Raw genomic sequence first — 24173 nt, forward strand, 5'->3', positions numbered from 1 at the left:
GGTTGCGCCAGATGACGACCACGACGCTCCGCCCACCCGCGCGCCCGGCCGGCAGGCCGCCGCGCGATGCGCACAAGGCCGACCGGATCTGGAAGGCGACCCCGCTGACCTGGGTCGGCCTGGTCTTCGGCGTGATCCTCTCGCTGTTCCCGTTCTACTGGATGATCGTCATCGCGTCCCGGACGAACGACGCGGCCAACTCCTGGCCGCCGCCGTTCCTGCCCGGCGGCAAGCTCGGCGAGAACATCCAGCGGGTGCTGGAGAACGGTGACGCCAACATCGTCAAGGGGCTGATGAACTCGTTCCTGGTCTCCGGGACGATCACCGTCGCCACCGTCTTCTTCGGCTCGCTGGCCGGTTTCGCGTTCGCCAAGCTGCGCTTCCGCGGCAAGAACGCGATGCTGCTGATCATCCTCGCCTCGATGATGGTCCCGATCCAGCTCGGCGTGCTGCCGCTCTACATCCTGATGGCCAAGCTCGAGTGGCTGAACACCATGCCGTCGGTCACCGTGCCGTTCCTCATCGGCGGCTTCGGCATCTTCATGATGCGCCAGTACGCCGAGCAGGCCGTGCCCAACGAGCTGATCGAGGCCGCCCGGGTGGACGGCTGCTCCACCTGGCGCGTCTACTGGCACGTCGTCGTCCCCGCGCTGCGGCCGGCGGCGGCGGTGCTGGGCCTGCTCACCTTCATGGAGCAGTGGAACCAGTTCTTCTGGCCCTTCGTGGTGCTCGCCGACCCGGCCAACCCGACCGTGCAGATCTCGCTGCGCAGCCTCAACACGGCCTACTTCGCCGACAACTCGCAGATCTTCGCGGGCACCCTGGTCGCCACGCTGCCGCTGTTCGTCGTGTTCGTCCTGTTCGGCCGCCAGATCATCGGCGGGATCATGGAAGGTGCCGTCAAGTCGTGAGCGATCCGACCCGTCCGCCCGCCGTCGGCGTCCTCGACCAGGGCCCGGCCATCACCTTCCCGCCCGGCTTCCTGTGGGGTGCCGCGACCGCGGCGTACCAGATCGAGGGCGCGGCCACGGCGGGCGGCCGTACCCCCTCGATCTGGGACACCTTCAGCCACACCGAGGGGCGGACAGTCGGCGGGCACACCGGCGACGTGGCCTGCGACCACTTCCACCGGATGCCCGACGACGTGCGGCTCATGGCGGAGCTGGGCCTGAAGTCCTACCGGTTCTCGGTGTCCTGGCCGCGGGTGCAGCCGGGCGGCTCGGGCGCGGCCAACGCCGAGGGCCTGGACTTCTACCAGCGGCTGGTCGACGAGCTGCTGGGGCACGGCATCGAGCCGTGGCTGACCCTCTACCACTGGGACCTGCCGCAGCCGCTCGAGGACGCGGGCGGCTGGCCAGCCCGGGACACCGCCGGCCGGTTCGCCGACTACGCCCAGCTCGTCGCGGACGCGCTCGGCGACCGGGTGCGCTACTGGACCACGCTCAACGAGCCGTGGTGCTCGGCGTTCCTCGGGTACGGCTCGGGCGCGCACGCGCCGGGGCGTACCGACGGGGCGGACGCGGTCCGGGCCGGGCACCACCTGATGCTCGGGCACGGCCTGGCGGTCCAGGCGCTGCGGGCGTCGCGGCCGGACGCCCAGCTCGGCATCACCGTCAACCTGTACCCGGTGACCCCGGCCACCGACTCGCCGGCCGACGCGGACGCCGCCCGGCGGATCGACGCGCTGGCCAACCGGTTCTTCCTCGACCCGGTGCTGCGCGGGTCGTACCCGGCGGACCTCCAGGCGGACCTGGCGTCGGTGACGGACTTCGGGCACGTGCTCGACGGCGACCTGGCGACCATCTCGACGCCGTTGGACCTGGTCGGGATCAACTACTACAGCCGGCACGTGGTCGCCGCCCCCGTCGAGGGGGAGCAGCCGCAGGCATACTGGCGGGCGCCCACGTGCTGGCCGGGCAGCGAGGACGTCCGGTTCGTCACCCGGGGTGTCCCGGTGACCGACATGGACTGGGAGATCGACGCCCCCGGGCTGGTCGAGACCCTGGAACGGGTCCACCGCGACTACACCGACCTTCCGCTCTACGTGACCGAAAACGGTTCCGCTTTTGTTGATACCGTGGTCGACGGTCAGGTCGACGACACCGACCGGTTGGCCTACTTCGACTCGCACCTGCGGGCGGCACACGCGGCGATCGGTGCAGGGGTGCCCCTACGGGGCTACTTCGCGTGGTCGCTGATGGATAATTTCGAGTGGGCCTGGGGTTACACCAAGCGTTTCGGCATGGTGTACGTCGACTACGACAGCCAGGTCCGCATCCCCAAGTCCAGCGCCAGGTGGTACGCCGAGGTGATCCGACGCAACGGTCTGGCCGCACAATAGGGCACACGGCCAGCGAGTGACGGGCGGTCCCGGTGCCCGTCCCCCCAACCCGGGGGGCGCACCGGGCCGCCCATGTCGGAGGAGCAGACGATGACAACGCAGCGCACCCGGTCGCTCGGGCGCCCGACCCTTGACGCGGTCGCCGCGCGCGCCGGCGTCGGGCGCGGCACGGTCTCCCGGGTGGTCAACGGCTCACCCCAGGTGAGCCCGGAGGCCCGGGCCGCCGTGCAACAGGCCATCGCCGAGCTGGGGTACGTGCCGAACCGCGCCGCCCGGGCCCTGGTGACCCAGCGGACCGACTCGGTGGCGCTGGTCGTCTCCGAGTCCGGGGACCGGGTCTTCACCGAGCCGTTCTTCGCCGGCATCGTCCGGGGGATCAGCTCGGGCCTGCTGGAGACCCCGATGCAGCTCTGGCTGGCCATGGCCCAGTCGCCGGTGGAGCGGGAACGCGTCGAGCACCACCTCACCAACCAGCACGTCGACGGCGTCCTGCTGCTGTCGCTGCACGACTCCGACCCGCTGCCCACCCTGCTGGAGGAGCGGGGCTTGCCGACGGTGCTGGGCGGCCGGCCGGCCCGGATGCTCCAGCCGGGCGCGCAGCCCGCCTACTACGTCGACGTCGACAACGTCGGTGGCGCCCGGCACGCGGTGGAATACCTGTTCGCCCGGGGGCGGCGGCGCATCGCCACCATCGCCGGCACCCAGGACATGGGCGCCGGCCTGGCCCGGTTGACCGGCTACCGGGAGGCCGTCCATGCCACCGGGGCCGGCCTCAACCCCGACCTCATCGCGTACGGCGACTTCAGCGAGGGCAGCGGGGCGGCCTGCATGCGCCGGCTGCTGGAGGTCTGCCCGGATCTCGACGCGGTCTTCGTCGCCTCCGACCTGATGGCCTTCGGCGCGCTGCGGACGCTGCGCGAGGCCGGCCGGCGGGTGCCGGACGACGTGGCGGTGATCGGCTTCGACGACGCGCCGGTGGCCCGGCAGGCCGAGCCGCCGCTGACCACGGTCTTCCAGCCGGTCGAGGAGATGGGCCGGCAGATGGCCCACCTGCTGGTGTCCCGCATCCGCGGCGAGGACATCCCGACCAACCACATCCTCCTCGACACCCACATGGTCCGCCGCGCCTCCGCCTGAGCGGTCCCGCGAGCGGACGGAAGGGCGCGCTGTCTGATTGATCCGGCCTGGCGTCATCTGGGAAGTCCCGGGCCGCCGGCCGGTATCAGCGCGCCCGTGCGCCGGCTCCTGACGTCAGGACCACGCGGGCGCGGGGTGTCTCCCGGCCCGCGTCATCGTCGATGGGAGACCGCTGTCGTGACAATCCTCGGAAGCCGCGCCCGCCGCCTGGCCCTGGCCATGTGCGCCGGCCCGGTCCTCGCCGGCCTGCTGGCCACCGCCACGACCCCGGCCGCTGCCGCCGGCCCGGCGGCAGTCGCCACATCGGCCGCGAAGCCCGCCCGGAGCATGACGGTCACCGACGTGTGGATGCGGGACAACGTCTCCGACACCGGCATCCAGCCGCACGCGACGAGCCCCCTCTGGGCCAGCCCGGACATCAAGGTCTGCCCGACGTCGGTGGAGTGCGCGACCAGCACGTTCCCGGTCGCCGGCTCGACCAGCTACATCTTCGTCAAGCTGCGCAACCCCGGGCCGTACGGGTCGGGCACCGACAGCGGGACGCTGCGGTTCTACCGGACGACCCCGGGTGGCAGCCTGTCCTGGCCGCTGGCCTGGGTGCCGGTCACCTCGCGGGTCCTCATCGTCCCTGCGGGCGTGACGACGGTGCGGGCCGAGTGGCCCGCGGTGCCCGGCCCGGGGCACTTCTCCCTGCTGGCCATCTGGGATTCGCTGACCGACCCGTTGCTGTTCATGAGCACCGACATCGGGACCAACGTCCGCTACAACAACAACATCGCCTGGCTCGACCTGGTGTCGGTCTGACCCCCGCGCGGCGGCGGTCCCGCCGGCGGCCCGGCGCGGCCCGGTCAGGCCCAGCGGCGCAGCTCCCGCTTGGCCAGCGACGACCGGTGGACCTCGTCCGGGCCGTCGGCGAGGCGCAGGGTGCGGGCCTGGGCCCAGAGCCCGGCGAGCGGGGTGTCCTGGCTGACGCCCGCACCGCCGTACCCCTGGATGGCCTTGTCGATCACCCACTCCGCCATCGCCGGGGTGGCGATCTTGATGGCCTGGATCTCGGTGTGCGCGCCCTTGTTGCCGACGGTGTCCATCAGCCAGGCGGTCTTGAGCACCAGCAGCCGGGCCTGCTCGATGCGGACCCGGGACTCGGCGATCCACTCCCGCACCACGCCCTGCTCGGCCAGGGGACGGCCGAACGCGATCCGCTGGTTGGCCCGGCGGCAGAGCAGCTCCAGGGCTCGCTCGGCCATGCCCACCAGCCGCATGCAGTGATGGATGCGCCCCGGGCCGAGGCGGGCCTGGGCGATGGCGAAGCCCGCCCCCTCCGCGCCGACCAGGTTCTCCGCCGGCACCCGGACGCCCGTGAAGTCGATCTCCGCGTGGCCGCCGTGCGGGGCGTCGCTGTAGCCGAAGACCGTCATCCCGCGCCGCACCGTCACGCCCGGGGTGTCCCGGGGGACCAGGATCATGCTCTGCTGGCGGTGCCGGTCGGCACCGGGGTCGGTCTTGCCCATCACGATGAAGATCTCGCAGCGCGGGTCCATCGCCCCGGACGACCACCACTTGCGCCCGTCGATCACGTAGGAGTCGCCGTCGCGGACGATCCGGGTGGCGATGTTGGTGGCGTCGGAGGAGGCGACGTCCGGCTCGGTCATGCAGAACGCCGAGCGGATCTCCCCCTCCAGCAGCGGCTTGAGCCAGCGGTCCCGCTGCGCCTCGGAGCCGAACTCGGCGAGCAGTTCCATGTTGCCGGTGTCCGGTGCGGCGCAGTTGACCGCCTCCGGGGCCAGGTGCGGGCTGCGGCCGGTCAGCTCCGCCAGCGGCGCGTACTGGAGGTTGGTCAGCCCCGCGCCGTAGCGGGGGTCGGGGAGGAAGAGGTTCCACAGGCCGCGCCGGCGCGCCTCGGCCTTCAGCTCCTCCAGCACGGGGGAGCGGGCCCACGGGTCGCCGGCCGCCGCGACCTGCTCGGCGTGCACCGCCTCCGCCGGGTGGACGCACTCTTCGAGGAACGTGCCGAGCCGCGCGCGCAGCTTCTCGGTGCGGGCGTCGAACTGGAAGTCCATCACTGCTCCCTGACTGCGCGCAGACCGTGCTCGACCAGCGGCGCGACCATGTCGCCGATCCGGTCGAAGCCCCCGCCGAGCGTCTGCCCGAGGGTGTGCCGGTAGTGGATCCCCTCGCAGATCACCGCGAGCTTGAAGCAGCCCAGGGCGACGTGCCAGTGCAGCGGCCCGACGTCGACGTCGGCGCGCCCGGCGTACCGCTCGATCAGCTCGGCCCCGGCGGGGAAGCCGGCGCGCGGCCCGAGCCCGTCGGCGACCGGGTTGCCGGCGGCGGCGTCGCTGTCGCCGAGCACGTCCCAGTACGTCAACAGGAGCCCGAGGTCGGCCAGCGGGTCGCCGAGGGTGGCCATCTCCCAGTCGAGCACCGCCCGCACCGACACCGCGCCCGCGGTGCCGCCGGTCCCGTCGGCGGAGGGGTCGGCGCCGACCGTGGCGAGCAGGTTGTCCAGCCGGTAGTCGCCGTGCACGATCCGCCCGGCGTTCGCGCCCTCGGGCACCGAGCCGGCGAGCGCGGCGCGCAGCTCGTCGATGCCGGGCAGCGGGCGGCTGCGGGACTGGTCGAGCTGGGCGGCCCAGCGCCGCACCTGCCGGCCGAGGAAACCCTCGGGGCGGCCGAAGTCGGCCAGCCCGACGGCGGCCGGGTCGACCGCGTGCAGGTCGGCGAGGGTGTCCATCATCGCCATGGCGAGGTCGCGGCGCTGCCCGGCGGTCAGCGCGTCGGTCTGCGACCGGCTGCGGAACACCTCGCCGTCGACCTTCTCCATCAGGTAGAACGGCGCGCCGAGCACGGCGGGGTCCGGGCAGAGCAGCAGCGCCGCCGGCACCGGCACGGCGGTCGGGGCGAGCGCCGAGATGATCCGGTGCTCCCGGGCCATGTCGTGCGCGGTGGCGAGCACGTGGCCCAGCGGCGGCCGGCGCAGCACCACCTCCCGCCCGGTCGCGCCCTCGCCGACCCGCAGGGCGTACGTCAGGTTGGACTTGCCGCCGGCGATGAGCCGGGCCCGCAGCGGCAGGGCGGCCAGCTCGGGCCGGTGCGCGGCCAGGTAGGTGGCGAGCCGGTCGAGGTCGAGACCCTTCGGGGCGCCCGCGTCCGCACCGGGGCCGGTGCGCGGGTCGACGACGGCCGGATCGGTCATCCGACTAGTTGATGGCAGCTCACGCACCTTGTCAAGGTGGGATTTTCCCCGGGGACACGGCCCGGCAACAGGGGCGAAATGGTCAACCGGCAGGCTGGTGCCCAGCCTGCCGGCCGCCCTGCGCCGGCCTGCCGAGCGGAGGGACGATCATGTTGCTGAGAGTTCGGGTGACCCTGCCGGACCGCCCCGGCACCCTCGGCCAGGTGGCCCGCACACTCGGCGTCTCCGGTGCCGACATCGTCCAGGTCGTGGTCCTGGAACGGCTCGGCGGGCGGGCGGTCGACGACTTCACCGTGGTGTGGCCGGGCGCCTCCCGGGTCGAGCGGTTGCTGGCCGGCCTCGCCGCGATCCCCGGCGTGCGGGTCGACGGCGTCTGGCGGGCGATCGGCGCGCCGACCACCACGGGGCAGGACGCCGAGCTGCTGGCCCAGGTGGCCGGCAACCCGGCCGACGGCCTGGCCACGCTGGTCGACGCGGTGCCGGGGCTGCTCGCCGCGGACTGGTCGGTGGCGGCGGTCGTCCCGCTGGACTGGGCCTCGCGCACCGGCGGCGGGGGCGGCGACGCCACGGTGGCCCACGCGAGCTGGCGGGTGCCGGTCCCGCCCCTGCTGCCCGAGATCACCCCGCTGCGGGCCCGCGCGATGACCGGGGCCGACGGCACCCACTACGCGATCGCGCCGTTCGGCCGGGCCGGGCTGGTCCTGGTGGTGTCCCGCGACCACACCGAGGCGCTGAGCCCCGCCGCGTTCCACTCCACCGAGGTGGACCGGCTCGCCCAGCTGGTCCGGGCCAGCGCGGTGATCCTCGGCGACCGGCTGGACCTGGTGGGCGCACCCCCGGTGGTGGCCGGCGGCTGAGACTGTCGGGCCCCGGTGCGGGGCCCGTCGGCCCCCGAAGTCTGTCGGGCCCCGGTGCGGGGCCCGTCGGCCGGAGCCGGGCCCCGGTGCGGGGCCCGTCCGGCGGCACCAGTGCGGGCCCGGCCGATGCGGCCGGGTCCGCACTGTCGTTCTCCCGCCCGGCCTTGCTCCTGCGCCCGGCGTGGCCGAGGTCACCACCTGTGGTGATGGTCATGCATGCGGTTCCCGCGCCGTCACCACCGGGCAACGGGCCCGCAACAGCCGGCCGGCATCGTCGTAGGCGGGTGAAGGGAGACAACCATGGCGCTGTGGCGGATCCGAGCCACCGTGGACGACCGGCCCGGCTACCTGTCGGTCCTCACGGCGAGCCTCGCGTTGCGCGGGGTCAACATCCTCACCGTGCAGGTGCACACCACCGAGGTCGGCGCGGTCGACGACTTCCTCGTCGACGCGCCGGACACGCTCGACGAGGCGGGGCTGATCGCCGCCGTGGAGCGGGGCCGGGGCCGGGACTGCTGGGTGGCGCGCAGCGAGGCGCGCGGCCTCGCCGACCAGCCCACCCGGGTGCTCGGCCTGGCCACCCGGCTGGTCCGCGACCCCGACGCTGCGGGCGAGGCGCTGCGGACGCTGCTCGGCGCCGACGAGGTCACCTGGCGGCCCGCGGTCGTCGCCGGGGGCATCGCCGGCACGACGATGGTCCTGCCCGACCCCACCGGCGGGTCGTACGAGCTGCGCCGGGCCGCGCCGAGCTTCACCCCGGCCGAGTACGCCCGCGCCCAGGCGCTCGCCGAGCTGGCGGCGGCCGTGGGTCGGCGGGACGCCGACCAGGTGACCCTCGTCCTGCCCGACGGCGCGGAGGCGGTCGTCCGCCCGGCGACGGCCGGCGACCTGACCGGCGTACTGGAGCTACACGGGGCCTGCTCGGCGGGCACCCTGCACCGCCGCTACCTGGGCGGGGCGGCGCTGCCCGCGCCGGCCCGGTTGGGGCGGCTGCTGGAGCCGGCCCAGGGCCTCACCCTCGTCGCGACGGCGACCGGCTCCGGCGGGGCGGCGGAGCCGGTCGTCGCGATGGCGAACCTGCTCGTCGAGGGCGACGAGGCCGAGGTGGCGCTGTTGGTGCGCGACGACTGGCAGCGGCGGGGGGTCGGCACCGCCCTGCTGCGCCGGCTGGTCCGGCACGCCGAGCGGGCCGGCCTCGCGGGCCTGGTGCTGCACGTCCAGGCGGAGAACACGGCGATGCTGCGTACCCTGCGCCGGCTCGCCCGGCCGACGGTGACGGAGCGGGACGGCTGCCTGGTCACCGTCAGCGTGCCGGTGACCGCCGCCCCGGCCGGGGTGGTGCCGGCCCAGGTGCGCCGCAGCTGACCCCGCGCCCGGCCGCGTGGGCCCGGCCCCGTGGGCTCGGCCGCGCGCGGCCCGGCTGCGCGGCCGCTGGCCGTACCGCCGTGCCGGGGTGTTGACCGGGGGCCTGCTCTACCGAATGCGTTAACGGGAGCCCTTCCTCACCGCGCAGCCGCGGACCGGCCGCCGGACGGAGGTCCGGCGGCCGGTCGCGGGGCGCCTGCCCGAGGGGGGGGCGGGCGGGCGCGCTCGGGGTCAGCCCGTGAAGGTGATGCGGTCCCGGCGACGGCGCAGCGTCATCAGGGCGACGCCGCCGCCGACCAGCGCGACGCCGGTGAGCGCCATGCCGGTGACGGCCACGCCGGTCAGCGGCAGGTCACTGCCGCCGCCGGTCCCGCCCGACGGGGAGGTCGTCGGCGACGCCGAGTCCGACGGGGTGGGCGACTCGGAGGCCGACGGGGACTCCGACGCCGACGGCGACTCGGAGGGCTCGGGGGACTCCGACGCCGACGGGGACTCCGACGGCTCCGGCGACTCCGAGACCGACGGCGTGGGGGTCGGGGTGGGCGTGGGCGTGGGCGTGGGCTTGGGGACCGTGCCCTTGCAGGTGTGGCTCACGTTGAAGTCGTCGCCGGTCCCGCTGATCGTGGCGGACCCGTCGACCAGCTTCCACCCGGCCGGGGTGAACAGGTAGGCGTGGATCTGCCGGGGGTCCTTGCCGCCGGTGGAGTAGAAGAAGTCCGGGTACGCGTCCGAGCCGTCCGGGATGTTCACCGTGACGTCGTTCGTGCCGTCGGAGAAGGTCAGCGTCAGGGTCTCGAAGCTGCCGCTGTTCTTGCCGGGCAGGACGAAGTGCCAGCCGTCGTGGTCGTCCGGCAGGTTCGCGAAGCGCTCGTCGTCGCACTGCTGGGTGAAGTAGCCAGCCTTCTTGCCCTGGTGGGCCGACTTGAGGCCGATGGTGGCCGATGCCCACGCCGGGGTGGCGAGGGCGAGGCAGGCCGTGGCGGCGGTCGCGGAGAAGGCCGCGCGCGCCACGCGCCGACGCTGTGACATGAAGGTATTCCTCCGAAAGGGGAGTCGAGGGGACGCCACATGATCGCCTCGGCGCGTTTCGGCGGGGCATCGGATGAATGGCCTGAGCTGGGCGGACGGCGGACCCAATCCCCCCTTCCCGGAGGGGATTACCCGCGCGGGGCGGCGTGTCGGCGTAACGCTTTCGGGTGGCGCGACGCCCCGTTCCGGGTGGCGCGACGCCCCGTTCCTCGGTGGAGCGGCGCCGGGGGCGGGTGGCGCGGCGGCGCAGGCTCGTGGCGGCGAGGTCTTCCCAAGTGTGCAATCCGCTGGATACATTGTCGAGCATCCATGGGAGCGCTCCCGCGCCTCCTCGGAGACCCCCACCACCCGCCTCCGCCGGCCCCGACCCCTCAGACGCCGTCCCGCGTCCGGTCGGGGCCGTCGGGCGCCATCCGTCAGGAGCTCGCAGATGCGTCACCCGAACCGGCCGTCCCGGCCGTCGCGCGGCCGACCCTGGCTGCGCCGCCTGCTCGCCGCCGGCGCCGCCCTGGCCAGCGGCCTCGCGATGGGCGTCGTCGCGCCGCAGGCCGCGCCCGTCGCCGCCGCGCCCGCCTTCAACTACGCCGAGGCGTTGCAGAAGTCGCTGTTCTTCTACGAGGCGCAGCAGTCCGGCAAGAAGCCGGCCTGGAACCGGGTCTCCTGGCGCGGCGACTCGGCGCTCACCGACGGCTCCGACGTCGGAGTGGACCTCACCGGCGGCTGGTACGACGCCGGCGACCACGTCAAGTTCGGCTTCCCGATGGCGTTCAGCGCCACCATGCTCGCCTGGGGCGCGGTCGAGTACCGCGACGGGTACGTCGCCTCCGGGCAGCTCACCCACCTGCTCAACAACCTGCGCTTCGTCAACGACTACTTCGTCAAGGCGCACCCCGCCCCGAACGTCCTCTACGGACAGGTCGGCAAGGGCGACGACGACCACAAGTGGTGGGGCCCGGCCGAGGTGATGCCGATGGCGCGTCCCGCGTACAAGATCGACTCAAGCTGTGGCGGCGCGGACCTTGCGGGGGAGACGGCGGCGGCGATGGCCGCGTCGTCGATGGTCTTCCGGCCCACCGACGCCGCCTACGCCGACAAGCTGCTGACCCACGCCAAGCAGCTCTACACGTTCGCCGACACGGTGCGCAAGAGCTACCACGAGTGCATCACCGACGCGACGAGCTTCTACAAGTCGTGGAGCGGGTGGCAGGACGAGCTGGTCTGGGGCGCGATCTGGCTCTACCGGGCCACCGGCGACGCCGCCTACCTCACCAAGGCCGAGAACGAGTACGACAAGCTCGGCACCGAGCCGCAGTCCACCACCCGGTCCTACAAGTGGACGATCGCCTGGGACAACAAGCAGTTCGGCGCGTACGTGCTGCTGGCCAACCTGACCGGCAAGCAGAAGTACGTCGACGACGCCAACCGGTGGCTCGACTACTGGACCGTGGGCGTCAACGGCGCGAAGGTGAACTACTCGCCCGGCGGGATGGCGGTGCTCGACTCGTGGGGCGCGCTGCGCTACGCGTCCAACACCGCGTTCGCCGCGCTGGTCTACAGCGACAAGACCACCGACGCCACCCGCAAGACGCGGTACCACGACTTCGCCGTCCGCCAGATCAACTACGCGCTCGGTGACAACCCGCGCAAGTCCAGCTACCAGATCGGCTTCGGGGCCAACGCGCCGAAGAATCCGCACCACCGCACGGCGCACGGCTCCTGGTGGGACAGCCAGACCGTGCCCACCGAGACCCGGCACGTGCTCTACGGCGCCCTCGTCGGCGGCCCGTCGTCGGCCAACGACGCCTACACCGACAGCCGGTCCGACTACGTGATGAACGAGGTCGCCACCGACTACAACGCCGGCTTCACCTCCGCCCTGGCCCGGCTCGCCTCCGAGTACGGCGGCACCCCGCTCGCCGGCTTCCCCACCGCCGAGACGCCGGACATCGACGAGCTGACCGTCGAGACCACGGTGATGCAGGCCGAGCCCCGCGCCACCGGCCTCAAGGCGATCGTCTACAACAAGTCCGCGTTCCCGGCCCGCGCGCTGACCAACGGAAAGTTCCGCTACTACTTCCGCCCCGAGGGCAGCACCGCCGTCCAGGTCACCCCCGGCTACACCCAGGGCTGCCCGTCGCCGTCGGCGGCCAAGCAGCTCAGCGGCGACATCTGGTACGTCGAGGTCGACTGCACCGGGTACACCATCGCCCCCGCCGGGCAGTCGCAGCACCGGATGGAGGTGCAGTTCAAGATCGGCGTGCCGGAGGGCGGCACCTGGGACCCGACCAACGACCCGTCGTACCAGGCCACGGCCGGGCCGAACAAGAAGGTCCCGCTCTACGCCGGCAGCACCCTCGTGTGGGGCGCGGAGCCCACCTCGACGCCCACCGACACCACCCCGCCCACCGTCCCCGGCGCCCCGACGGTCTCCGCGATCAGCCCCACCTCGGTCACGCTGACCTGGCCCGCGTCCACCGACACCGGGGGCAGCGGCCTGGCCGGCTACGACGTCACCCAGGAGACGATCGGCAGCGACGCGCTCATGCTGCACCGCACCACCACCAACAGCGTGACCGTGGCCAACCTCACGGCCGCCCGCAACTACCGGTTCTGGGTACGCGCCCGCGACGGGGCCGGCAACAACTCGCTGTCCTCGCCGGTGCTGCCGGTGGCCACGCCCGCCGGGACGGGGTCGGACACCACCGGGCCGAGCGCGCCCGGCACCCCGACCGCGTCCAACATCACCTCGACCGGGGTGACCCTGTCCTGGTCGCCGTCGACCGACAACGTCGGCGTCGCCGGCTACCAGGTCTGGAAGGTCACCTGGCCGCTGCACTCCGTCGTCGCCACGGTCACCGGCACCAGCCACACGGTGACGGGGCTGACCCCGGACACGTCGTACCCGTTCTACATCGTCGCGGTGGACGCCGCCGGGAACCCGTCGGTGGTGTCGCCCAGCATCTCGGTGCGCACGCTCCCGGGCACCGACCCGACGCCCACGCCCACCCCGACGCCCACGCCGACCCCGACGACCCCGGCCGGGGCGTGCAAGGTCGCGTACACGACCAGCGACTGGAGCACCGGCTTCAGCGCGAACATCACCATCACCAACACCGGCGCGACGGCGCTCAACGGCTGGAGCCTCGCGTTCACCTTCCCGAACGCCGGGCAGAAGGTCACCCAGGGCTGGTCGGCCAACTTCACCCAGACCGGCACCGCCGTGACCGCGTCGAACGCCGCCTACAACGCGGCGCTCGCGCCGGGCGCATCGACGACGCTGGGCTTCAACGGCACCCACACCGGCGCCAACCCGAAGCCCACCGCCTTCACCCTGAACGGCTCCGCCTGCACCGTCTCCTGACCGTCGATGCGGCGTGGCGTGGCCGGTGCCGCACCCGGGCGACCGGCCACGCCACGCCCCGCTCGGCCAGACCTTTTCAGAAACTTTTCCGAAACACCATTGTCCGGATCGACGGGTGATGGAAACATCGATGAAGGTAGATTCCCCAACTTAGACGTCCAGTCGTCCCGCCCCGACGTCCTGGGTGTTGGCCAGCAAGGAGGCCAAGATGGCAATGAGCCCATCCCTTCATCGCGGCGGGCGCCGGCGACGGCGATCGCCCGCCGTCCGCGCGCTGCTCGCCGGCGCGGTCAGCGCCGTGACGGTGGCCGCCGTCGTGGTGATGATGCCGTCGGCGAACGCCGCCGCGTCCACGCTGGGTGCGGCCGCCGCGCAGTCGGGCCGCTACTTCGGCACCGCCATCGCCGGGGGTCGGTTGAACGACTCCACGTACAGCACCATCGCCGGGCGTGAGTTCAACATGATCACGGCCGAGAACGAGATGAAGCCGGACGCGACGGAGCCGAACCAGAACCAGTTCAACTTCTCCGCCGGGGACCAGATCTACAACTGGGCCACCCAGCGTGGCCTGAAGGTCCGGGGGCACACCCTGGCCTGGCACGCCCAGCAGCCGCCCTGGATGGAGCGCATGAGCGGCAGCGCGCTGCGCAGCGCCATGATCAACCACATCAACGGCGTGATGGCCCACTACAAGGGCAAGCTCGCCGCGTGGGACGTGGTCAACGAGGCGTTCAACGAGGACGGCAGCCGCCGCCAGTCGAACCTCCAGGGCACCGGCAACGACTGGATCGAGGTGGCGTTCCGCACCGCCCGGGCGGCCGACCCGTCGGTCAAGCTCTGCTACAACGACTACAACATCGAGAACTGGAGCTACGGCAAGACGCAGGGCGTCTACCGGATGATCCAGGACTTCAAGTCCCGTGGCGTGCCGATCGACTGCGTCGGCCTGCAGACCCACTTCACCGGCGGCAGCTCCCTGCCGAGCAACTTCCAGACCACGCTGTCCAGCTTCGCCGCGCTCGGCGTCGACGTGGCGCTGACCGAGGTCGACGTCACCAACGCCTCCACCACCCAGTACGCCGGGCTCACCCAGGCCTGCCTGAACGTGCCCCGCTGCATCGGCATCACCGTCTGGGGCGTCCGCGACAGCGACTCCTGGCGTTCCAACGAGAACCCGCTGCTCTTCGACGGCGGGGGCAACAAGAAGGCCGCGTACACCTCGGTCCTCAACGCCCTCAACGCGGCGCCCCCGACCTCCGGGCCGACCACGGGCCCGCCCACCACGCCCCCGCCCACCACGACCCCGCCGCCGAGCGGCGGCGCCGGCCGGATCGTCGGAGTGCAGTCGGGCCGGTGCGTCGACGTACCGAACGCCACGCAGACCAACGGCACCCGGGTCCAGCTCTACGACTGCAACGGCCAGTCGAACCAGCAGTGGACGTACACCGCCGGCAAGCAGTTGATGGTCTACGGCAGCAAGTGCCTCGACGCGAACGGCGCGGCCACCGCTAACGGCACCGGGATCATCATCTGGGACTGCAACGGCCAGTCGAACCAGCAGTGGAACGTCAACTCCAACGGCACCATCAGCGGCGTGCAGTCCGGAAGGTGCCTGGACGTCTGGGGCACCGGCAACGGCCAGCAGATCCAGTTGTACGACTGCCACGGGCAGGCCAACCAGCAGTGGCGGACCGACTTCGGTGGTGGCACCACGCCGCCGACGTCAACGCCGCCGACCACGCCGCCGCCGACCACGCCGCCGCCGGGCGGCTGCGCGCTCCCGTCGACCTACCGGTGGTCGTCGACCGGCGCGCTGACGAGCCCGAAGAATGGCTGGGTCTCGCTCAAGGACTTCACCAACGTCGTCTACAACGGCAAGCACCTGGTCTACGGCTCGTACGTCAACAGCAGCGGCCAGTACAGCTCGATGAACTTCAGCACGTTCACCAACTGGTCCGACATGGCCTCGGCCAGCCAGAACGGGATGAGCCAGGGCACCGTGGCGCCCACGCTGCTGTACTTCGCCCCGAAGAACGTCTGGGTGCTGGCGTACCAGTGGGGACCGACCTCGTTCAGCTACAAGACGTCGAGCGACCCGACGAACGCCAACGGCTGGTCCTCGGCGCAGACGCTGTCCACCGCCACCCTCCCGGACGCCCCGTACGGCGTGATCGACCAGACCCTCATCGGCGACGACCAGAACATGTACCTGTTCTTCGCCGGGGACAACGGCAAGATCTACCGGTCGAGCATGCCGATCGGGAACTTCCCGGGCAGCTTCGGCTCGAGCTACACGACGATCATGACCGACTCGACGAACAACCTGTTCGAGGGCGTCGAGGTCTACAAGGTGGCCGGACAGAACCAGTACCTCATGATCGTCGAGGCGATCGGGAGCCAGGGGCAGCGCTACTTCCGGTCGTTCACGTCCAACAGCCTGAGCGGCTCGTGGACCCCGCAGGCCGCCAGCGAGAGCAACCCCTTCGCCGGCAAGGCCAACAGCGGCGCGACGTGGACCAACGACATCAGCCACGGTGACCTGGTCCGCACCAACCCCGACCAGACCAAGACCGTCGACGCCTGCAACCTGCAGTTGCTGTACCAGGGCAAGGACCCCAACGCGGGCGGCGACTACAACCTGCTGCCGTGGCGGCCGGGTGTGCTGACCCTCCAGCGCTAGGCAGCACCGCACTCGCGCAGAACCGAAGCGTGCCCGGCACCGCACGGTGCCGGGCACGCCTGTCGGCGGACCCTGCCCGATCCCGGCAACAACCTGCTGGAGGCCGGCTGACTCAGCCGGACAGGTCCTCCGCGAGCAGGTCCATCAGCAGCGCGTCGTGCCAGCTCCCGTCCGCGCCACGCTCGTAGCGGCGCATGATGCCCACCGGACGGAACCCCACCTTCGCGTACGCCCGGATGGCCGCCGTGTTCGCCGCCGCCGGGTCGATGGTGAACCGGTGATGGCCGTACTCGTCGATCAGGTGCCGGGCCAGCGTGCGGATCGCGTCCCCGCCCAGCCCGACGCCGCGTACCGCCGGGTCGAGGAAGACGTCCAGGCTGGCGTGGCGGTAGTCCGGGTCGGTCTCGGCGTACCACTGGATGGCCCCGACGACCCGGCCGTCGTGCTCGACGGCGTACACCGTGAGGTCGTCGTCGCCGAGGTCGGCGCGGACGGCCTCGGTCAGGTCGTCGCCGCCGCGCCACCAGCGGCGCACCTCCGGCGTGGCCCGGATCGCCGCGAGGGCCGGCACGTCGTCGGCCATCACCGGTCGCAGCGTGACCGCCCTGCCCCGCAGCACCCGCACCGGCCTCAGCCCCGCAGCTCGCCGTGCTCGACGCAGACCGCCGCCCAGCCCACCGGCAGCACCTGCACCTTCATCCGGCGGCGGCAGCGCGCGCAGAACCGGGGCGGCTCCAGCTCGCGCGCCGCCCGGCACGCCGCGTGGCCACCACCGTCGGCCGGCTCCCCGCACCGGTCGCACCACACGGCCATCGTCGAGGTCCCTGTCACAGCGTCGCGGAGAGCGCCTTGACCGGCATCTTCAACTCGGTCAGCAGCGCCAGGTCGTCGGTCGCCGGGCGGCCCAGCGTGGTCAGGTAGTTGCCGACGATGACCGCGTTGATGCCGCCGAGCAGGCCGTCGCGGGTGCCCAGGTCGCCGAGGGTGATCTCCCGGCCGCCTGCGTACCGGAGGATGGTGCGCGGCATGGCCAGCCGGAACGCGGCGATGGCCCGCAGCGCGTCCTTGCCCTCGACGACCGGGCGGTCGCCCAGCGGGGTGCCCGGCCGGGGGTTGAGGAAGTTCAGCGGCACCTCGTGCGGGTCCAGCTCGGCCAGTTGCGCCGCGAACTCGGCCCGCTGCTCCACGGTCTCGCCGAGGCCGAGGATGCCGCCGCAGCAGACCTCCATGCCGGACTCGCGGACCATCCGCAGCGTCTCCCAGCGCTCCTCCCACGAGTGCGTGGTGACCACGTTGGGGAAGTAGGAGCGGCAGGTTTCCAGGTTGTGGTTGTAGCGGTGCACGCCCATGTCGACCAGCTCGTCGACCTGCTCCTGGCTGAGCATGCCGAGCGACGCGGCGACCTGGATGTCGACCTCGGCCCGGATCGCGGCGACGCCCTCGCGCATCTGCTTCATCAGCCGGGCGTCGGGGCCGCGCACGGCGGCCACGATGCAGAACTCGGTCGCCCCGGTCGCCGCCGTCTGCTTCGCCGCCTCCACCAGGGAGGGGATGTCCAGCCAGACCGAGCGGACCGGCGAGGCGAACAGCCCGGACTGCGAGCAGAAGTGGCAGTCCTCCGGGCAGCCGCCGGTCTTCAGCGACACGATGCCCTCGACTTCGACCTCCGGCCCGCACCAGCGCATCCGCACCTCGTGGGCCAGCTGGAGGGCGGCCGGGAGGTGCTCGTCGGGCAGGTTCAGCACCGCGAGGACGCCGGCCTGGTCGAGGCCGACGCCGTTCTCCAGCACCTGGTTGCGGGCCTGGTCGAGGATCTCTGGCATGGCTCGTACCCTACAAGGCGCCCGGCGGCGAAGAAACGCCCGAGCGCGGCCCGAGCCCCCGCACCGGAGCCCGGCCCGAGCCTCCCGCACCCGAGCGCTGCGCCCGAGCGTGGCCCGGCCCCCCGCGCCCGAGCGGTGGCGGCACCGCGCGCCGGCCCGCGCCACGCCGCGGCGCGGCCGACTGGTGGTAACTTCGCCCGGCGGAGACGGCGGGGAGGGGAGCGTGGCGGTGGCGGACTGGCTGGCGGCGCTGCACCGCCGTGCCGAGCTGCGGGCGAAGGCGGGGCTGACCCGCCGGCTGCGCCCCCGCGCCGCCGGCGACGTCGTGGTCGACCTGGCCGGCAACGACTACCTCGGCCTGGCCGCCCACCCCGAGGTCACGGCCGCGGCCGGGCGGGCCCTTGCGGCGTACGGGCTGGGCGCGACCGGTTCCCGGCTGGTGCGCGGCTCCACCGACGCCCACCACGGGCTGGAGGCGGCCCTCGCCGACTGGCTCGGCGTCGATGGCAGCCTCGTCTTCTCCTCCGGCTACCTGGCCAACCTCGGCGCGATCCGGGCGCTGACGCAGCCGCGTACCCTGCTCGTCTCCGACGCGCACAACCACGCCTCGCTGATCGACGGCTGCCGCATCTCCGGCGCGGAGACCGTGGTGACCCCGCACGCCGACCCGGCGGCGGTCGCCGCCGCGCTGGCCGCCGCGCCGGGCCGGCCGGCGGTGGTGGTCACCGAGTCGGTCTTCTCCGTCGACGGCGACCTCGCGCCGCTGGCCGAGCTGCACGCCGTGGCCCGCCGGCACGGCGCGCTGCTGCTCGTCGACGACGCGCACGCGCTCGGCGTGCTGGGCCCCGCCGGGGCGGGCGGGGTGGCCGCCGCCGGGCTGACCGGCGAGCCGGACGTGGTGGTCACCGCCACCCTCTCCAAGGCGCTCGGCGGCGCGGGGGGCGTGGTCGCCGGCCCGGCCGAGTTCGTCCGGCACCTGGTCGAGACCGGCCGGACCTTCATCTTCGACACCGCCCTGCCGCCCGCCGTCGCCGCCGGGGTGCGCGCCGCGCTCGACCTGGCCCGCGCCGGCGACGACCTGCGCGCCGAGCTGGCCGAGCGGACCGCGCTGGCCGTACGCCGGCTGCGCGCCGCCGGGCTGGAGGTCTCCGCGCCGGACGCCGCCGTGGTCTCGGTGACCGCGCCGGGCCCCGAGGCGGCCACCGCCTGGGCCGCCGACTGCGCCGACCGGGGGGTGGCCGTGGGCTGCTTCCGCCCGCCGTCGACGCCGGACAGCCGGTCCCGGCTGCGGGTGACCGTCAACGCCGGGGTGGCCCGGGCGGACTTCGGGCGGGCCCTCGACGTGATCGTGGAATGCACCCCGTGACCGGCGCGGGCGCGGGCGGACGGGCGGAGGTGACGCCGTGAGCGCGGCGTGGACCGGGCCGGTGCTGATCACCGGCACCGACACGGGGGTCGGCAAGACGGTGGTGACCGCGGCGGTGACGGCCGCGGCCCAGGCGGCCGGGCTGCGGGTCGCCGTGGTCAAACCCGGCCAGACCGGCACGGCCACCGGCGACCCGGGCGACGTCGACACGGTGACCCGGTTGGCCGCCCCGCTCACCGGCCGCACCCTGGCCAGCTATCCCGACCCGCTCGCCCCGCTGGCGGCGGCCCGGGTGGCCCAGTTGGAGCCGCTGGAGCTGTACGCCGCCGTCGACGCGATCCGCGAGGAGGCCGACAAGCACGACCTCGTGCTGGTCGAGGGGGCCGGCGGGCTGCTCGTGCCGATGGGGCTGCGCCCCTCCGGCGAGGCGTGGACGCTGGCCGACCTGGCGGTGTCGCTCGGCGCTCCCGCCGTGGTGGTGGCCCGTGCCGGCCTCGGCACCCTCAACCACACCGCGCTGACCCTGGAGGCCCTCGACCGGCGCGCGGTGCCGGCCGGCGTGGTGATCGGCGCGTGGCCGGCGGAGCCGGAGCTGGTGCACTGGGCGAACCTGACCGAGCTGGTGCCGCACCTGATCGGCGCGTTGCCGGCGGGCGCCGGGGCGATGGACCCGGGGGTCTTCCGCCGGTCCGCGTCGGGCTGGCTCACCCCCGCCCTGTACGGGGTGCTCGACGACTGGCGGGCCTGGGCCGAGGACGCCGGCTGACCGGCCGGCGGTAGCGGCTGGCGGCAGCGGGCGGCGGCGGTCGGCACAGGCGGTCAGCGGCGGGCGACCACGAAGGCGTCGGGCATCCGGAAGGTGAGGTTGTCCGGGCACCACGGCGGCCGGAGCACGCGTACGCCGTCGAGCAGCGGCACGGCCTCGGCGACGACCACGGCGGCCTCCAGCCGGGCGAGCTGCGCGCCGACGCAGCGGTGCGCGCCCGCCCCGAACGCGAGGTGCCGGCGCGAGCCGGGCTGCCCGGGGCGGAACTCGTCGGGGGCGGCCACCACCTGCGGGTCGCGGCCGGCGCGGGCCAGCCACAGCACGACGCTGGTGCCCGCCGCGACGGGCGTGCCGCCGAGCGTGGTGTCGACGGCGGCGACCCGCCGCCAGGTGACGATCGGCGGTTCCAGCCGCAGCCCCTCCTCGACCACGTCGGCGACGTCGATGCTGCCGGCGCGCAGCCCGGCGCGTACCGCCGGCTCGGCGGTGAGCCGGTGCAGCAGCAGGGTGAGGAACTGCGAGGTGGTCTCCTGGCCGGCGACGAGCAGGAAGAACAGCGCGCCGACGACCACGTCGGTGCGGTGGCCGGCGGCGCGCAGCCGGGCGGCGAGCCCGCCGCCGGTGGCGGCGAACGCCCGCAGCACCCGGTGGAACCGGCCCACCTCGGCGGCGAGGGCGGCCTGCCGGTCGGCGTCGAGCGGGGCCCAGAACAGCTCCAGGGCCGCGCGGGCGAACTCCTTCACCGCGCCGACCGGCGCGTCGGGCAGCTCGACGAGCCGGGCCAGCGCGAGCAGCGGCAGGTCCGCGGCCAGGCCGGCATACAGATCGACGGGTACGCCCGCGTCCAGCTCCGCCCGCAGCCGGGCGACCCGGTCGTGGACGAGGTCGGTGAGCCAGGGCCGCTGGGCGGCGACCCGGCTCGGGTGCAGGGCGTCGGCGACGATGCCCCGGATCTGCGGGTGGCTGGCCCCGCCGTTGTTGGCCAGGGTCGGCGGCAGCCGGAACCGGTGCCCGGCGAGCACCCGCAGGGCGGCCACCGGGATCGGGGTGACCGCGTCGAGGGCGTTGTCGGGCCGGAAGGTCACCGGGTCGGCGAGCACCCGTCGCACCAGCGCGTGCCGGGTCACCACCAGGTGCGCCGCGCCCACGTGGTCGGTCACGGTCGCGATGTCGGGCCACGGCCCGTCGACGGCGTCGCCCCAGCCCCGGAACAGCACCGGGTCAACCTAGCGGGCGGCCCCCGGCGGCGCGGGGTCCAGTTCCCACACGGTGGTGTGCTTCACCCGGACGCTCTCCAGGGCCTCGGGCACCGGCACGTCGTAGCCGGCCAGCTCGCGGAACCGCTCGCGGGGCAGGAACGCCCGGCCCGGGTCGCCGACCAGCACCCGCGCGCCGGACCGGGCGGCCCGCAGCAGGAAGCGCAGCATCCGCCGGGCCATCGCCTCGCTGTAGAAGACGTCCCCGGCGAGCACCACCTCGGCGTCGCCGGCGTCGCCGTCGAGGACGTCGCCGAGCGCGGCGTCGACGCGTACCCCGTTGGCCTCGGCGTTGAGCGCGACCGCCGCCACCGCGCGTTCGTCGACCTCGGCGGCGCGCACGGCCGCCGCGCCCGCGCGGGCGGCGGCGATGGCGACCAGGCCGGAGCCGGAGGCCAGGTCGAGCACCCGGCGGCCGGCGACGACCTCGGGGTGGTCGGTGACGTACCGGGCGAGCGCCTGCCCGCCGGCCCAGGCGAACGCCCAGAACGGCGGCGGCTGCGAGCTGCGGAACTCGCCCTCGGTGAGTTCCCACAACCCGATCGGCTCGTCGGCCTGGTGCAGGCGGACCTCGGGGACGAAGGCCACCGGGGCGAGCCGCGCGTGCAGCCTCACGAAGGCCGCGGAGAGATCGGACACGCCACCGATTGTCCCTGCCCGGCGATCCCGGGCGTGTCGCGGGTGGACGGTCACCGGTTCACCACTGTCGGTGAGATGACCCCCCGGGCTTCGCGGTACGTGCGAACACGCCCGTCTACCCGGTTGTCCGGTTCGCCCATAGCGTTGCCGGATGGATGGATCCGACGGGAGGCGAGGGCGGTGGTGACGGTGGTGCGGTACGCGCTAAGGGTCGGGGTGGTGCTGGCCTGCCTGTCCGGAGCGGGGGTCGGCGTCGCCGCGCCGGCTCGGGCGGCGGCGGCCGGGTTCGCCACCGAGCTGAGCGGCCTGCCGACGGAGTTCACGGCGGGCGACGGGGTGCAGACGGTCTCGGCGGTGGTGTCGCGCCGCGACGGCGGCTGCGTGAAGGTCCGCTGGTCGATGGTGCTCACCGTGCAGGGGCTGCGGCTGGACCAGGTGAAGATGGACCGGATCGAGGAGACCGGGCTGTTCCCCCTGGAGATCCGGACGCAGGGCAGCACGGCCCGGCTGACCGACCGGCAGCTCGACCCGGGCACGCTCTGCCCGGGCCGCACGGTGACCGCCCGCTACCGGGTGGCCTTCGCCGAGGACGTCACCCGGGGACGGGTGACGCTGGCCGCCGAGGCGTACGACGCGCAGTCGCGGCTGCTGGCGCGGCAGGCGGCGACCCGGGAGGTGATCGGGGCGGAGGTCGAGGCGACCCCGACCGCGGCGGCCCCGACGGACGAGCCGTCGGCGGACCCGACGGACGAGCCGCTGGAGCCGGCCGGGGTGGACGACGAGGTCGAGCCGAGCGAGGAGGTGGTGGCCGAGGTGCCCCCGGCCGCGTCGGGCGGGCGTCCCGTGTCGTCGTCGGGCGGCTTCGGGGTGGTGCAGGCGGCGTTCCTGCTCGGCGCGCTGCTGCTGTCGCTCGGGGTGGGGCTGCTGCTGCGCCTGCGGCAGCTGACGAAGACGGCCGAGGCCGGCGAGCCGGCCGTCGGGCTGGACTTCGAGCGGGCCGCCCCGCCGCAGCGGGGGTGGGGGCTGCTCCGCCGCTGACGCCGCACCGGCGCGTGCTTTACAAAACTCCGACTCTTGTAAAACGTCGTGACGCGTGCCACAGTCAGGGCGTACCCGAGAGATCGGAGACCGGCGATGACCGCTGGCGCGCCCGCGACCGCACCGCCCACCGCCTGGCGCGACCCGCGCCGGCCGCTCTGGCCGCTCGCCCTGCTGGTGCCGGCGCTGCCCTTCGCCTCGTGGCTGGCCTGGCGGGGCGGCGCCGGCTCGTGGGCGTGGTGGCTCGCGCCGGTGGTGGTCTTCGGGGTGATCCCGGTCGTCGACCTGCTCGTCGGCGACGACCGGCGCAACCCGCCGGAGGAGGCGGTGCCGCGCCTGGCCCGCGACGGCTACTACCGCTGGCTGACCTACCTCTACCTGCCCGCCCAGTACGCCGGCCTGGTGCTCGGCTGCGCCGTGTGGGCCTCGGGCGGGCTGCGCCCGCTCGGCGCGGCCGGGCTGGTCGCCACGCTCGCCGTGGTCGACGGCATCGCCATCAACACGGCACACGAGCTGGGGCACAAGCGGGAGAAGCTGGAACGCTGGCTGTCGAAGGTGGCCCTCGCGCCGACCGGCTACGGGCACTTCCACGTCGAACACAACCGGGGCCACCACGTCCGGGTCGCCACCCCGGCCGACCCGGCCAGCTCCCGGCTCGGGGAGAGCTTCTACGCCTTCTGGCCGCGCACCGTCGCCGGCAGCCTGCGCTCGGCGTGGCGGCTGGAGGCGGGCCGGTTCCGCGCCCGGGGGCGCAGCCCGTGGACGTACCGCAACGAGATCCTCACCGCGTGGGCCATGACGCTGGTGCTGTTCGCCGCCCTGGCCGCCGCGTACGGGCCGCAGGTGCTGCCGTTCCTGCTGCTCCAGGCCGTGTTCGGCTTCTCCCTGCTGGAGGTGGTCAACTACCTGGAGCACTACGGACTGGCCCGGCGGCGCAACCCCGCCGGCCGCTACGAGAAGGTGGACGCGCGGCACAGCTGGAACAGCGACCGGACCGTCACCAACGTCTTCCTGTTCCAGCTCCAGCGGCACAGCGACCACCACGCCAACCCGCTGCGCCGCTACCAGACGCTGCGCAGCTTCGACTGTTCGCCGCAACTGCCCGCCGGGTACGCCACGATGGTCGTGGCCGCCCTCGTGCCGCCCGTGTGGCGGCGGGTGATGGACCACCGGGTGCTCGCCCACTACGGCGGGGACCTGGAGCTGGCCAACGTCCACCCGCCGGCGCGGGCCCGCCTGCGCCGGCTGGCCGGCTGACTCGGCGGGCCGGCTGGTCAGGCTGGCAGGCTGATCCGGCTCACGGCGTCGGGCGAGGCCGG

At 73.9% G+C, this 24173-nt stretch carries 20 protein-coding genes; 12 read left to right on the plus strand and 8 right to left on the minus strand.

Going from position 1 to position 24173, the window contains the following annotated elements; translation table 11 throughout:
* Nucleotides 1-11: 11 nt before the first annotated feature.
* The 4 genes from TK50_RS10480 (at nucleotide 12) to TK50_RS10495 (ending at nucleotide 4282) form a co-directional block, all read left to right on the plus strand.
* Nucleotides 12-911 (plus strand): carbohydrate ABC transporter permease, encoded by a 900-nt coding sequence (locus TK50_RS10480; protein WP_043962572.1) that lies wholly within the window; start codon nucleotides 12-14, stop codon nucleotides 909-911.
* On the plus strand, nucleotides 908-2341 hold the full coding sequence (locus tag TK50_RS10485; protein WP_043962574.1) for a GH1 family beta-glucosidase: 1434 nt from the start codon (nucleotides 908-910) through the stop codon (nucleotides 2339-2341). The genes TK50_RS10480 and TK50_RS10485 overlap by 4 nt, the downstream gene beginning before the upstream one ends.
* A 90-nt stretch (nucleotides 2342-2431) precedes the next feature.
* Nucleotides 2432-3478 carry a LacI family DNA-binding transcriptional regulator gene (locus TK50_RS10490; RefSeq protein WP_043962575.1) on the plus strand — a complete coding sequence of 349 codons (1047 nt, stop codon included), beginning with the start codon at nucleotides 2432-2434 and terminating at the stop codon, nucleotides 3476-3478.
* A 177-nt stretch (nucleotides 3479-3655) separates the two neighbouring features.
* Complete coding sequence (locus TK50_RS10495) at nucleotides 3656-4282, plus strand: hypothetical protein (RefSeq protein ID WP_052503676.1); 627 nt, start codon at nucleotides 3656-3658, stop codon at nucleotides 4280-4282.
* 44 nt (nucleotides 4283-4326) lie between these two features.
* On the opposite strand, the gene TK50_RS10500 is transcribed toward TK50_RS10495, so the two are convergent.
* Together TK50_RS10500 and TK50_RS10505 are read right to left on the minus strand one after the other, a co-directional pair.
* Nucleotides 4327-5538: an acyl-CoA dehydrogenase family protein gene (locus TK50_RS10500; protein WP_043962576.1), complete on the minus strand. Its 1212-nt coding sequence runs from the start codon at nucleotides 5536-5538 to the stop codon at nucleotides 4327-4329.
* A complete protein-coding gene (locus tag TK50_RS10505; RefSeq protein WP_043962577.1) occupies nucleotides 5538-6674 on the minus strand; it encodes a phosphotransferase family protein in 1137 nt (378 codons plus the stop codon). Before TK50_RS10505 ends, TK50_RS10500 begins: the two co-directional genes overlap by 1 nt.
* 149 nt (nucleotides 6675-6823) lie before the next feature.
* Here TK50_RS10505 and TK50_RS10510 point away from each other — a divergent pair, with 149 nt between their 5' ends.
* Entirely contained in the window at nucleotides 6824-7531 is a 708-nt protein-coding gene (locus TK50_RS10510) for an ACT domain-containing protein (protein WP_043962578.1), read from the plus strand.
* Between the two features lie 300 nt (nucleotides 7532-7831).
* A complete protein-coding gene (locus TK50_RS10515; protein WP_043962579.1) occupies nucleotides 7832-8896 on the plus strand; it encodes a GNAT family N-acetyltransferase in 1065 nt (354 codons plus the stop codon).
* 231 nt (nucleotides 8897-9127) lie between these two features.
* Here TK50_RS10515 and TK50_RS10520 read toward each other — a convergent pair whose 3' ends face one another.
* On the minus strand, nucleotides 9128-9925 hold the full coding sequence (locus tag TK50_RS10520) for an LPXTG cell wall anchor domain-containing protein (protein ID WP_043962580.1): 798 nt from the start codon (nucleotides 9923-9925) through the stop codon (nucleotides 9128-9130).
* A gap of 430 nt (nucleotides 9926-10355) precedes the next feature.
* Between TK50_RS10520 and TK50_RS10525 the strand changes: the two genes are divergently transcribed.
* Together TK50_RS10525 and TK50_RS10530 are read left to right on the plus strand one after the other, a co-directional pair.
* Nucleotides 10356-13286 carry a glycoside hydrolase family 9 protein gene (locus TK50_RS10525; protein WP_043962581.1) on the plus strand — a complete coding sequence of 977 codons (2931 nt, stop codon included), beginning with the start codon at nucleotides 10356-10358 and terminating at the stop codon, nucleotides 13284-13286.
* A gap of 208 nt (nucleotides 13287-13494) precedes the next feature.
* Nucleotides 13495-15966 carry a non-reducing end alpha-L-arabinofuranosidase family hydrolase gene (locus TK50_RS10530; protein WP_043964238.1) on the plus strand — a complete coding sequence of 824 codons (2472 nt, stop codon included), beginning with the start codon at nucleotides 13495-13497 and terminating at the stop codon, nucleotides 15964-15966.
* A gap of 112 nt (nucleotides 15967-16078) precedes the next feature.
* Here TK50_RS10530 and TK50_RS10535 read toward each other — a convergent pair whose 3' ends face one another.
* From TK50_RS10535 to bioB, 3 genes are read right to left on the minus strand one after another with little or no spacing between them, the layout of a single operon-like run.
* Entirely contained in the window at nucleotides 16079-16585 is a 507-nt protein-coding gene (locus TK50_RS10535) for a GNAT family N-acetyltransferase (protein WP_043964240.1), read from the minus strand.
* 11 nt (nucleotides 16586-16596) lie between these two features.
* Nucleotides 16597-16779, minus strand: coding sequence for a biotin synthase auxiliary protein BsaP (gene bsaP / locus TK50_RS10540; RefSeq protein ID WP_043962582.1), 183 nt, complete (start codon nucleotides 16777-16779; stop codon nucleotides 16597-16599).
* A 14-nt stretch (nucleotides 16780-16793) separates the two neighbouring features.
* Nucleotides 16794-17789: a biotin synthase BioB gene (gene bioB, locus TK50_RS10545; protein ID WP_043962583.1), complete on the minus strand. Its 996-nt coding sequence runs from the start codon at nucleotides 17787-17789 to the stop codon at nucleotides 16794-16796.
* Nucleotides 17790-18018: 229 nt separating this feature from the next.
* On the opposite strand from bioB, the gene TK50_RS10550 reads away from it, so the two are divergent.
* Together TK50_RS10550 and bioD are read left to right on the plus strand one after the other, a co-directional pair.
* Nucleotides 18019-19155, plus strand: a complete 1137-nt coding sequence (locus TK50_RS10550; RefSeq protein ID WP_043964242.1) for an 8-amino-7-oxononanoate synthase — start codon at nucleotides 18019-18021, stop codon at nucleotides 19153-19155.
* A 61-nt stretch (nucleotides 19156-19216) separates the two neighbouring features.
* On the plus strand, nucleotides 19217-19921 hold the full coding sequence (gene bioD, locus TK50_RS10555; RefSeq protein ID WP_043964245.1) for a dethiobiotin synthase: 705 nt from the start codon (nucleotides 19217-19219) through the stop codon (nucleotides 19919-19921).
* A 53-nt stretch (nucleotides 19922-19974) separates the two neighbouring features.
* On the opposite strand, the gene TK50_RS10560 is transcribed toward bioD, so the two are convergent.
* Nucleotides 19975-21138 (minus strand): cytochrome P450, encoded by a 1164-nt coding sequence (locus tag TK50_RS10560; protein ID WP_043962584.1) that lies wholly within the window; start codon nucleotides 21136-21138, stop codon nucleotides 19975-19977.
* Nucleotides 21139-21147: 9 nt separating this feature from the next.
* Nucleotides 21148-21816, minus strand: a complete 669-nt coding sequence (locus tag TK50_RS10565) for a class I SAM-dependent methyltransferase (protein WP_043962585.1) — start codon at nucleotides 21814-21816, stop codon at nucleotides 21148-21150.
* 180 nt (nucleotides 21817-21996) lie between these two features.
* Between TK50_RS10565 and TK50_RS10570 the strand changes: the two genes are divergently transcribed.
* Nucleotides 21997-22854: a hypothetical protein gene (locus TK50_RS10570; RefSeq protein ID WP_229404226.1), complete on the plus strand. Its 858-nt coding sequence runs from the start codon at nucleotides 21997-21999 to the stop codon at nucleotides 22852-22854.
* 96 nt (nucleotides 22855-22950) lie between these two features.
* Entirely contained in the window at nucleotides 22951-24111 is a 1161-nt protein-coding gene (locus TK50_RS10575; RefSeq protein WP_043962586.1) for an alkane 1-monooxygenase, read from the plus strand.
* Nucleotides 24112-24173: the final 62 nt, after the last annotated feature.

The sequence above is a fragment of the Micromonospora haikouensis genome, assembly GCF_000876225.1.
In the GTDB taxonomy this organism is placed as follows: domain Bacteria; phylum Actinomycetota; class Actinomycetes; order Mycobacteriales; family Micromonosporaceae; genus Micromonospora; species Micromonospora haikouensis.

Coding starts and splice junctions, on each gene's coding strand:
- TK50_RS10510 (WP_043962578.1), top strand. CDS start 6,824: ATGTTGCTGAGAGTTCGGGTGACCCTGCCGGACCGCCCCGGCACCCTC.
- TK50_RS10505 (WP_043962577.1), bottom strand. CDS start 6,674: ATGACCGATCCGGCCGTCGTCGACCCGCGCACCGGCCCCGGTGCGGAC.
- TK50_RS10480 (WP_043962572.1), top strand. CDS start 12: ATGACGACCACGACGCTCCGCCCACCCGCGCGCCCGGCCGGCAGGCCG.
- TK50_RS10490 (WP_043962575.1), top strand. CDS start 2,432: ATGACAACGCAGCGCACCCGGTCGCTCGGGCGCCCGACCCTTGACGCG.
- TK50_RS10500 (WP_043962576.1), bottom strand. CDS start 5,538: ATGGACTTCCAGTTCGACGCCCGCACCGAGAAGCTGCGCGCGCGGCTC.
- bioB (WP_043962583.1), bottom strand. CDS start 17,789: ATGCCAGAGATCCTCGACCAGGCCCGCAACCAGGTGCTGGAGAACGGC.
- bsaP (WP_043962582.1), bottom strand. CDS start 16,779: ATGGCCGTGTGGTGCGACCGGTGCGGGGAGCCGGCCGACGGTGGTGGC.
- TK50_RS10525 (WP_043962581.1), top strand. CDS start 10,356: ATGCGTCACCCGAACCGGCCGTCCCGGCCGTCGCGCGGCCGACCCTGG.
- TK50_RS10575 (WP_043962586.1), top strand. CDS start 22,951: ATGACCGCTGGCGCGCCCGCGACCGCACCGCCCACCGCCTGGCGCGAC.
- TK50_RS10520 (WP_043962580.1), bottom strand. CDS start 9,925: ATGTCACAGCGTCGGCGCGTGGCGCGCGCGGCCTTCTCCGCGACCGCC.
- TK50_RS10530 (WP_043964238.1), top strand. CDS start 13,495: ATGGCAATGAGCCCATCCCTTCATCGCGGCGGGCGCCGGCGACGGCGA.
- TK50_RS10515 (WP_043962579.1), top strand. CDS start 7,832: ATGGCGCTGTGGCGGATCCGAGCCACCGTGGACGACCGGCCCGGCTAC.